The organism is Tepidimonas ignava, from assembly GCF_004342625.1.
Classification (GTDB): Bacteria; Pseudomonadota; Gammaproteobacteria; order Burkholderiales; family Burkholderiaceae_C; genus Tepidimonas; species Tepidimonas ignava.
Genome location: NZ_SMAH01000013.1, coordinates 87,374 through 97,023, shown reverse-complemented (window position 1 = coordinate 97,023; position 9,650 = coordinate 87,374). Strand labels below are relative to the sequence as shown.

General features: G+C 69.6%; 11 protein-coding genes. 2 read left to right on the top strand and 9 right to left on the bottom strand.

What is annotated here, in order from left to right; translation table 11 throughout:
• The 9 genes from EDC36_RS10620 to EDC36_RS10580 form a co-directional block, all read right to left on the bottom strand.
• A partial coding sequence (locus tag EDC36_RS10620; RefSeq protein ID WP_018003793.1) for a GTP-binding protein occupies positions 1-94 on the bottom strand: 94 nt, incomplete at its 3' end.
• Positions 95-219: 125 nt separating this feature from the next.
• Positions 220-2,322, bottom strand: a complete 2,103-nt coding sequence (gene fusA, locus EDC36_RS10615; protein ID WP_132963232.1) for an elongation factor G — start codon at positions 2,320-2,322, stop codon at positions 220-222.
• A gap of 104 nt (positions 2,323-2,426) precedes the next feature.
• Positions 2,427-2,897, bottom strand: coding sequence for a 30S ribosomal protein S7 (gene rpsG / locus EDC36_RS10610; protein ID WP_132963231.1), 471 nt, complete (start codon positions 2,895-2,897; stop codon positions 2,427-2,429).
• A gap of 203 nt (positions 2,898-3,100) precedes the next feature.
• Positions 3,101-3,478 (bottom strand): 30S ribosomal protein S12, encoded by a 378-nt coding sequence (gene rpsL / locus EDC36_RS10605; protein WP_132963230.1) that lies wholly within the window; start codon positions 3,476-3,478, stop codon positions 3,101-3,103.
• 114 nt (positions 3,479-3,592) lie between these two features.
• On the bottom strand, positions 3,593-4,783 hold the full coding sequence (locus tag EDC36_RS10600; protein ID WP_390617044.1) for a D-alanyl-D-alanine carboxypeptidase family protein: 1,191 nt from the start codon (positions 4,781-4,783) through the stop codon (positions 3,593-3,595).
• A gap of 70 nt (positions 4,784-4,853) precedes the next feature.
• Positions 4,854-5,483 (bottom strand): alpha/beta hydrolase, encoded by a 630-nt coding sequence (locus tag EDC36_RS10595; protein ID WP_132963228.1) that lies wholly within the window; start codon positions 5,481-5,483, stop codon positions 4,854-4,856.
• A gap of 11 nt (positions 5,484-5,494) precedes the next feature.
• Positions 5,495-5,839, bottom strand: a complete 345-nt coding sequence (locus EDC36_RS10590) for a (2Fe-2S) ferredoxin domain-containing protein (RefSeq protein WP_132963227.1) — start codon at positions 5,837-5,839, stop codon at positions 5,495-5,497.
• On the bottom strand, positions 5,836-6,978 hold the full coding sequence (locus EDC36_RS10585) for a VanZ family protein (protein ID WP_132963226.1): 1,143 nt from the start codon (positions 6,976-6,978) through the stop codon (positions 5,836-5,838). Before EDC36_RS10585 ends, EDC36_RS10590 begins: the two co-directional genes overlap by 4 nt.
• 27 nt (positions 6,979-7,005) lie before the next feature.
• Positions 7,006-7,434: a CopD family protein gene (locus EDC36_RS10580; RefSeq protein ID WP_132963225.1), complete on the bottom strand. Its 429-nt coding sequence runs from the start codon at positions 7,432-7,434 to the stop codon at positions 7,006-7,008.
• A gap of 59 nt (positions 7,435-7,493) precedes the next feature.
• Between EDC36_RS10580 and EDC36_RS10575 the strand changes: the two genes are divergently transcribed.
• Together EDC36_RS10575 and glcE are read left to right on the top strand one after the other, a co-directional pair.
• A complete protein-coding gene (locus tag EDC36_RS10575; protein ID WP_132963224.1) occupies positions 7,494-8,426 on the top strand; it encodes an SMP-30/gluconolactonase/LRE family protein in 933 nt (310 codons plus the stop codon).
• A 76-nt stretch (positions 8,427-8,502) separates the two neighbouring features.
• On the top strand, positions 8,503-9,648 hold the full coding sequence (gene glcE, locus EDC36_RS10570; RefSeq protein WP_132963223.1) for a glycolate oxidase subunit GlcE: 1,146 nt from the start codon (positions 8,503-8,505) through the stop codon (positions 9,646-9,648).
• Positions 9,649-9,650: the final 2 nt, after the last annotated feature.

Sequence of the window (9,650 nt, the reverse complement as noted above, 5' to 3'; positions counted from 1 at the left end):
TGGCCGCCGTCAGCGTCGTCTTGCCGTGGTCCACGTGACCAATCGTGCCCACGTTGACGTGCGGCTTGGTCCGCTCGAATTTTTCCTTTGCCATGGCTGCAATCCTCGTGCAATCAAAGAACGTTCGCCCGTGCCTCGGTTAACGTCTGCCGCACGGACCGGCCACGGGCAGCCGGCCCACCGCACCCGTGCGGTGCGGCAGACGGGGGTACAACACGCTTACTTGGCGCGCGCGGCAATGATCTGCTCTTGGATGTTGCGCGGCGCTTCGGCGTAGTGCTTGAACTCCATCGTGTAGGTGGCGCGGCCCTGCGACATCGAGCGCAGCGTCGTGGAGTAGCCAAACATTTCGGACAGCGGCACCTCGGCGCGGATGACCTTGCCCCCGCCGGGCAGGTCGTCCATGCCTTGCACCATGCCGCGGCGGGACGACAGGTCGCCCATCACGTTGCCGGCGTATTCCTCGGGCGTTTCCACCTCGACGGCCATCATCGGCTCCAGGATCACCGGGTTGGCCTTCTTGCAGCCTTCCTTGAAGCCGAAGATCGCGGCCATCTTGAAGGCCTGCTCCGACGAGTCCACTTCGTGGTACGAACCGAAGTGCAGCGTGACCTTGACGTCGACCACCGGGTAGCCGGCCAGCACGCCGGTCTGCATGGCCTCTTCGACGCCCTTTTGCACCGCCGGGATGTACTCGCGCGGCACCACGCCACCCTTGATGGCGTCGATGAACTCGAAGCCTTTGCCGGGTTCGTTGGGCTCGATCTTGAACACCACGTGACCGTACTGGCCCTTACCACCGGACTGGCGCACGAACTTGCCTTCGGCCTCTTCGACGGTGGAGCGGATGGTTTCGCGGTAGGCCACCTGCGGCTTGCCGACGTTGGCCTCGACGCCGAACTCGCGCTTCATGCGGTCGACGATGATTTCCAGGTGCAGCTCGCCCATGCCGGCGATGATGGTCTGGCCCGACTCTTCGTCGGTGTAGACGCGCAGCGACGGGTCTTCGGCGGCCAGGCGGCTCAGCGCGATACCCATCTTTTCTTGGTCGGCCTTGGCCTTGGGCTCCACCGCCTGGGCGATCACGGGCTCGGGGAAGACCATCTTTTCCAGCACGATCGGCGCGGCCGGGTCGCACAGGGTCTCACCGGTGGTGACTTCCTTCAGGCCCACGCACGCCGCGATGTCGCCGGCGCGGATCTCTTCGATTTCCTGGCGGTGGTTGGCGTGCATCTGCACGATACGGCCGATGCGCTCCTTCTTGCCCTTGACCGAGTTGTAAACGGTGTCGCCCTTTTTGAGCACGCCCGAGTACACGCGCACGAAGGTCAACTGGCCCACGTACGGGTCGCTCATCAGCTTGAACGCCAGCGCGGCCAGCTTTTCGTCGTCGTCGGCGCGGCGCGTGGCTTCGTTGCCGTTTTCGTCGGTGCCCTTGACCGGCGGGATGTCCACCGGCGACGGCAGGAACTGGATGACGGCGTCCAGCATGCGCTGCACACCCTTGTTGCGGAACGCCGTGCCGCACAGCATCGGCTGGATTTCCACCGCGATGGTGCGCTGGCGCAGGCCGGCGATGATTTCCTCTTCGGTCAGCTCGCCGGTCTCGAGGTATTTGTTCATCAGCTCTTCGCTGGCCTCGGCGGCGGCCTCGACCATCTTCTCGCGCCACTCATGGGCCTGGTCCACCAGGTCGGCCGGAATGTCGCGGTATTCGAACTTCATACCCTGCGAGGCTTCGTCCCAGATGATGGCCTTCATCTTGATGAGGTCCACCACGCCCTGGAAGTTATCCTCGGCGCCGATGGGGATGACCACCGGCACGGGGTTGCCCTTCAGGCGGGTCTTGATCTGCTCGTAGACCTTGAAGAAGTTGGCGCCGACACGGTCCATCTTGTTGACGAACGCCAGCCGCGGCACGCGGTACTTGTTGGCCTGGCGCCACACGGTTTCGGACTGCGGCTGCACGCCACCCACCGCGCAGTACACCATGCAGGCGCCGTCGAGCACGCGCATCGAGCGCTCCACCTCAATGGTGAAGTCCACGTGGCCCGGGGTGTCGATGATGTTGAAGCGGTGCTCGGGGTAGTTCAGGTCCATGCCGCGCCAGTAGCAGGTGGTGGCGGCGGACGTGATGGTGATGCCGCGCTCTTGTTCCTGCTCCATCCAGTCCATGGTGGCGGCGCCGTCGTGCACCTCGCCAATCTTGTGGTTGACGCCGGTGTAGTACAGGATGCGCTCGGTGGTGGTGGTCTTGCCGGCGTCGATGTGCGCCGAGATACCGATGTTGCGGTAACGCTCGATGGGCGTGGTACGTGCCATGAGAATGCTCCAAATTCGGATGGGCAAAGCCCGCCGACCGGGATGACAGGGGTGGCGGCGGGCTTCGCTGGGGCTGCGGCTGCGCGGTGCGGGCGCGGCGCGCGTCAGAAGCGGAAGTGGCTGAAGGCCTTGTTGGCCTCGGCCATGCGGTGCACTTCGTCGCGCTTCTTCATCGCACCGCCACGGCCTTCGGTGGCCTCGATCAGCTCGTTGGCCAGGCGCAGCGCCATCGATTTTTCGCTGCGCTTGCGCGCGGCTTGCTTGATCCAGCGCATCGCCAAGGCCTGCCGACGCACCGGGCGCACTTCCACCGGCACCTGGTAGTTGGCGCCACCGACGCGGCGGCTTTTAACTTCGACGATGGGCTTGACGTTGTTGATGGCGGTGGCGAAGATTTCCAGCGGGTCTTTGCCGGTCTTCTTCTCGATGTGCTCCAGCGCACCGTACACGATGCGCTCGGCCACCGCCTTTTTGCCGCTCTCCATGATGACGTTCATGAACTTGGAGAGCTCGACGTTGCCGTACTTGGGATCCGGCAGGATTTCGCGTTTAGGGACTTCGCGACGACGTGGCATGACTGTGATTCCTTTCTTGCTTCAGTTGGCGGCCTGGTACGGCCAGCCGCGAGAACCCACCCTTGGGGCCTCACTTACTCGACCTCCTCAAGCTGCCGACGCAGCTTGCGGGGCCACACTGCCGAAACGCCGGCCAACGACGGGCATTTCGACACCGAGGTTGGACCGCCGCGCGCTGGGGCGCAACAGCCACCGCGCCAACGTCAGGCCTTCTTGGGCCGCTTGGCGCCGTACTTGGAGCGGCCCTGCTTGCGGTCTTTGACGCCTTGCAGGTCCAGCGAGCCACGCACGATGTGGTAGCGCACGCCGGGCAAGTCCTTGACCCGGCCGCCGCGCACCAGCACGACGCTGTGCTCTTGCAGGTTGTGGCCTTCACCGCCGATGTACGAGATGACCTCGAACCCGTTGGTCAGGCGCACCTTGGCCACCTTACGCAGCGCCGAGTTGGGCTTTTTCGGCGTGGTGGTGTAGACACGGGTGCACACGCCCCGGCGCTGGGGGCAGTTTTGCATCGCCGGGCTCTTGGACTTGGCCTTCTCAGCCGTCCGCCCGTGGCGCACGAGTTGGTTGATGGTTGGCATATCGTCCCTAAACGCGAAAGCAATAGATGAACCTTTCGGACAACTCCGAAAAGCCCTCAATGGTAGCACGGCAAGCAGCGGCAGGCAAGGGGGATGCGCGCAGCGCACCAGCCTTCAACGAATCCACAGCCGCAGCGCGCCCCACAGCCGCCCAAACCAGCCGGCTTCGTCCACCGTGGTCAGCACCTGCAGCGGCACATCGACCAGCGGTTCGCCCGCGGCCGACAGCACGCGCAGCGTGCCCAGCGGCTGGCCGGCCTGCAGCGGCGCCACCAGCGGGTCGGGACGCACCAGCTCAGTGCGCAAGCCTTTGGCTTGGCCCGCCGGCACGGCCACCACGACCCCGCCGGGGCGCCCGAGCGCGACGCTGCTTTGCTTGCCCTTCCACACCGGCGGTGTGGCCACCGGCTGGCCCGGGGCGCTCAGGCGCACCGCCTCGAACGCGGTGTAACCCCAGTTGAGCAGCTTTTGGCTTTCCACCGCGCGCGCGTTTTCGCTGGCGGCCCCGAGCACCACACTGAGCAAGCGGCGCTGGCCCGCCGGCCCCTCGCCCCAGCCCGGCACCGTTCGCCGCGCCGTGGCCACCAGGCAGTAGCCGGCGGTCGAGGTGTGGCCGGTCTTGAGGCCATCGACCGTCGGGTCGCGAAACAGCAGCAGGTTGCGGTTGGTCTCGTTGGCCGCCGGGGTGCCGGGGTAGCGGTAGCGCTGGATCGCGTAGTACCCCACGTACTCGGGAAAATCGCGCAGCAGCCGCGTGGCCAGCGTGGCCAGGTCACGCGCCGTGGTCAGGTGGCCCGGGGCGGGCAGGCCCTCGGGGTTGTGGTAGGTCGTGCGCGTCATGCCCAGGCGGCGCGCCTGTTGGTTCATCAGCTCGACAAAACGCTCCACCGAGCCGGCCACGCCCTCGGCCAGCGCCACCGTGGCGTCGTTGCCCGATTGCACGATCATGCCCTTGAGCAGATCTTCCACCGGCACCTGCATGCGCGGCTCGATGAACATGCGCGAGCCAGGCATCTTCCACGCCCGCTCGCTCACCGGCAACGTTTGCTGCAGCGTCAAGCGGCCCGCCTTGAGCGCATCGAACACCACGTAGGCGGTCATCAGCTTGGTCAGCGAGGCCGGCTCCACCGGTTCGTCCGGGTCTTTGGCCGCCAACACCTGGTCGGCCGTGACGTCGTACAGCAGCCACGCCCGCGCGGCGATGTCGGGCGGCTGCGGCGCCTGCGCCCACGCCGCGCGCGGCAAGCCCGCCGCCAGCAGCGCCGCCCCCAGCAACAGTCCCACCCCCAACACGCGCGTCCTCACACGGCACGCCAGCCACGACGCGCGCCGCCCCAACCACCACGATAACAACGACATGGCAATCCAACCCTCTTCAGGCCAGCGCCCGCAGGTGCTGCATGACCAGCCGCTTCAGCAACGGCAGGCGCCCGTGGAAAAAATGCTCGCCACCGCTGACCACCGTCACCGGCAACCCCTGCGGCCGCGCCCAGTCCAGCACGGCCGCCAGCGGCACGGTGTCGTCAAGCTCTCCATGCACGACCAGCGTGCGTGCGGCAAGTTCCTCGCCCAGCGCGGGCATGGGGTAGCGGCTGGCCGCCGGCCCCACCAGCACAAGCGCCTGCAGCGGCCGCTCGGTCGCCAGCGCGGCCGCGACCCGCGCCGCCATCGCCCCCCCGAACGAAAACCCCGCCAGCACCAACGGCCCCGACGCCGCGCAGGCCTGCACCACCGCGCGCAGGTCGTCTTGCTCGCCCACGCCGTGGTCGTGCTGCCCGCCGCTGGCCCCCACGCCACGAAAGTTGAACCGCACCGCCTGCCAGCCTTCGGCCACGCAGGCGCGCGCCAGCGTTTGCACGACCTTGTTGTGCATCGTGCCGCCGAACAGCGGGTGCGGGTGGGCGATCACCGCCACCCCCTGCGGCGTGCCCAGCGGGTGGTCGATGGCCAGCTCCAGCGGGCCGGCCGGGCCAGCCACCTGCCGGGCTTCGGTGTGGGCGTTCATCGTCGGCTGACTCAGCGCCCGACGTCGGGCGGCAAGCGCAGGCGCTCGACCACCACCCCGTCGCGCAGGTGCGACGTGACGATCTCGTCGATATCGCTGGCGTCCACGTAGGTGTACCACACGCCTTCGGGGTAGACCACCGCCACCGGCCCGCCGGCGCAGCGGTCCAGGCAGCCGGCCTTGTTGACCCGCACCTGCCCGGGGCCGGCCAATCCGAGCGCCTTGACACGCGCCTTGCAGTGCTCAAACGCCTGCTGGGCACCGTGTTGCGCGCAGCAGGCCTGCCCGCCGTCGCGCTCGTTGAGGCAAAAAAAGATATGGTGCCGGTAGTAGCCCGGCGGGGTTGCAGCGCTCATGGCTGGCGATTGTAGGTGGACGGCGCTGGCAGCAGCGCCAGCCGCGCCGCCACCCACGCCGCCAGCACGGGCCACGCCCAGCCCCACCACCGCAACAACCCGTGCAGGTGCACGTAGCGCGCGTCACGCCACGGACGCAACCACTCGACCAGGTAGGCGGGCTCCGCCACCCGGTTGAGCTGCACCAGCAACGCCGTGGCCATCAGAACACAGCCCAACGCCGCCACCCGCCCACCCAGCGGCAGCGCCAGCACCGCCAGTGCGGCGGCCAGCGCCAGCCCGAGCCGCACGGGGGCGGTCAGCCAGGCGCTGGCGTGCGCCGGCCCCAGCGCCAGGGCCGCCGTCAACGTGCCCAGCGCCAGCGCCACCACGCCCAGCGCCGCCGCCCACACGGCGCGCTGCCAGCGCCGGCGCACGCTGGCGTAGCCCAGCAGCAACGGGACGGCCAACGCCAGAGCCACCAACACCGCCTCGCCCAAGGGGCTGGCGGTGGCGTCCGCCGGCGGCGGCAGCCAGCCCTGCCACAGGGTGTCCTGCAGCAGGTCACCCAGGGCGGCCTGCACCGCCGGCCCGAAATGGCCGGTGCCAAAGGGCACCGGGGTCGGCGCCAGCACGGCGGCGGGCCACAGCAGCAACAGCGCCCAAGCCGCCTGGGCGCCCGGGCGCTGCCAGTCGCGGCGAAACTGCACCCACGGCATCAGCCAGCGCTCGCGCAGCAGCCAGGCGGCCAACGTCGCCCCCAACAGCGCCCCGGCGGCGTTGAGCACCACGTCCGCCTGCGACGGAACCCGCCGGGGCAAGTAGGTCTGCGCCGCCTCCAACCCCAGCGCCAGCAGCGTGGGCGCCACCACCCCGCCCCACCACGCCAGCCGCGCCGCGCCGCTGCGCCCCAGCGCCACCGTCGTCAGCCACCCCAGCGGCAGGTAGCCGACCAGGTTGCTGACCACATCAAAGGCGGTCCAGTACCGCGGCCAGGGCGCGGCCAGAAAAGCCCACGGGGCAACACCCTGGTCGCGCCAGCCTTCGAACGGGTACAGGCTCGCGTACACCACCAACAGCGCGTAGCCGAGCCACAGCGGCCACGCCAGCGACAGGTGTGGCCCCGTCCCGTGCGACGGCATCGCCGAGCGCGGGCGCATCACCGCGAACCTTTCCCGCGCTGCGTGTCAGAACGGTTTGACCACCACCAACGCCACCGCCAGCACCATCAGCAGCACCGGCAGCTCGTTGAACCAGCGGTACCACACATGGCTGTGGCGGTTGCGCCCCTGTTCGAAGGCGCGCAGCAGCCGTGCGCACCCATAGTGGTAGCCCAGCAGCACCAGCACCACCGCCAGCTTGGCGTGCAGCCAGCCGTTGCCTGGGCCGCGCCCGATGCCGTAGCCCAGCCACAACCACAGCCCCAGCCCCAGGGCCGGCACGGCCAGCAGCGTCATGAAGCGCAGCAGCTTGCGCGCCATCAGCAACAGCCGCTCGCGCTCGGCGGTGCTGTCGGGCGGCACCAACGCCAGGTTGACAAAAATGCGCGGCAGGTAAAACAGCCCCGCGAACCAACTGGCGACGAAAACGATATGGAAGGTTTTGACCCACAACATGGCGTGCAAGTGTAGGGCAGGGGCTGTTCGTTGGCGGTCATTCGGCCTAAGATTGCTCCATGAGCGCTGCGCCCACGCCCAACGCCACCGACGGTTGGACGGTGCTGACCGAGCCGCTGACGGCGTGGGGCAGCTCGCCCGTGTGGCGCGGCATCGAAGACCGTTTGTATTGGCTCGACACCAGCGTGGGCCGTGTGTGGCGGCTGCACGTGCCCAGTGGGCGCGCCGAGGCGTGGGACTTGCCTCAGCCGGCCAGCGCCCTCGTCCCCGCGCGCCAGGGTGGCTGGGTGCTGGTGCTGCGCGACAGCATCCACCACGCCACGCAGTGGCGCATGCCGACGCAGCGGCTGGCGCAAGCACCTTTTGACACCCGGCTGCAACGCTTTGCCGCCGCCCAATGCGACCCCTGGGGGCGGCTGTGGGTCGGCACCCGGGGCGAAGGCACGGCGCTGGGCACGGGCGGCGCCTTGTACTGCCTGCGCCCACGCGACCGCGTGCACCCGGAGCTGGCGCTGGCCCGCGCGGGTGTCGGCACCACCGACGGCCTGGCCTTCGGCACCGATGGGCGCATGCTGTACCGCTGCGATACGGCGGCAGCGGCGCTGCATACCTTGCCGCTGATCAGCGGCGGGCACTGGCCGGTGCAGCTGGGCATGCCGCTGCCGCTTTGGCGCCCAGACGCCGGCGAACCGATGCCGGGCCGCCCCAGCGCGGTGGCGGTGGACAGCGCTGGGCGCTGCTGGGTGGCGCTGCACGAAGGCGCGCGTGTCGTGTGCCTGAGTCCCAGCGGCCAAGTGGTGGCCGAGTTGCCGCTGCCGGCGTGTTGCCCCACCGGCCTGTGCTTTGGTGGGCGTGATCTGCGCACGCTGTTCGTCGTCACGTCACGGCAACACCGTACCGCCGAAGAATTGGCCAGCCACCCCGCCAGCGGCGCGGTGTTGGCGCACCCCATGCCGATCCCCGGCCTGCCGCCGGCCACCTACTGGGACTGACGGCCGCAACCCTGTTCACAGCGGTGCGTCAAAAACTTCACACCGCACGGCGTGTGCGCCGGCTACGATAGTGGCTATGGTCGAACCCGCCCCCCCAAGCCCTCAGGCGGCCGCCGACGTGGTGGCCCAATGGGCGCACACGATACGCACAACCGCCGCCCAGGGTGGCCGGTTGGCCATCCGCGGCGGTGGCAGCAAGGCGTTTTACGGTGAGCCCCTGGGTGGCGAGCTGCCGGTGCTGGACACGCGCGCGCTCAGCGGCGTGGTGCTGTACGAGCCGACCGAGCTCGTCGTGCGGGCCTTTGGCGGCACGCCGCTGGCCGCGCTGGAAAGCCTGCTGCACGCCCACGGTCAATGCCTGCCGTTCGAGCCACCCCACTTCGGCCCTGAAGCCACCGTGGGCGGCATGGTGGCGGCGGGCCTGGCCGGCCCGGCACGCATGGCCGCGGGCGGCGTGCGCGACTACGTGCTGGGGGTGCGCCTGCTCAATGGCCGCGGCGAGGACCTGTACTTCGGCGGCGAGGTGATGAAAAACGTCGCCGGCTACGACGTCAGCCGTGCCTTGGCCGGCAGCCTGGGGGCGCTGGGGGTGATCGTGGAAGTGGCGCTCAAGGTGCTGCCGCGCGCCGCGGGTGAATGCACGCTGCGGCTGCCGCTGCCGTTGCCCGAAGCGCTGCACCGGCTGGCGTGCTGGCGCGCGCAGCCCCGGCCGCTCAACGCCAACGCCTGGCTGCCCGACGACGGTGGTGTGCTGTGGCTGCGTTTGCGCGGGGCCCAGGCGGCCGTCGACGCCGCGCGCCAGCAGCTGCTGGCCGAGCTGCCCGGTGGCGCCAGCGCCGACCCCGACGAGGCGCAGGCGCTGTGGCAGGGGCTGCGGGAGCACACCCACCGGTGGCTGGCGACGCCCCCCAGCCCCGCGCACGGGCTGTGGCGGCTGGTCGTGCCCCCCACCACGCCCGCGTGGCCATCGTGGCCCAACACGCTGGTCGAATGGATGGGGGCGCAGCGCTGGGTATGGGCGCCGCTGGCCGACGGCGCAGACCTGCGCGCGCTGGCGCAGCAAGCCGGTGGCCACGCGACGCTGTTTCGCCCACCCGCCCAAACGCCCGACGCCGCGCCGCGCTTCAGCGCGCCCGAGGCCGCGCTGGCCGCACTGCAGCAGCGCGTGCGCGCCGCGTTTGACCCCCAACAGGTGTTTGCGCACCGCCTGCGCCTGGCTTGAAG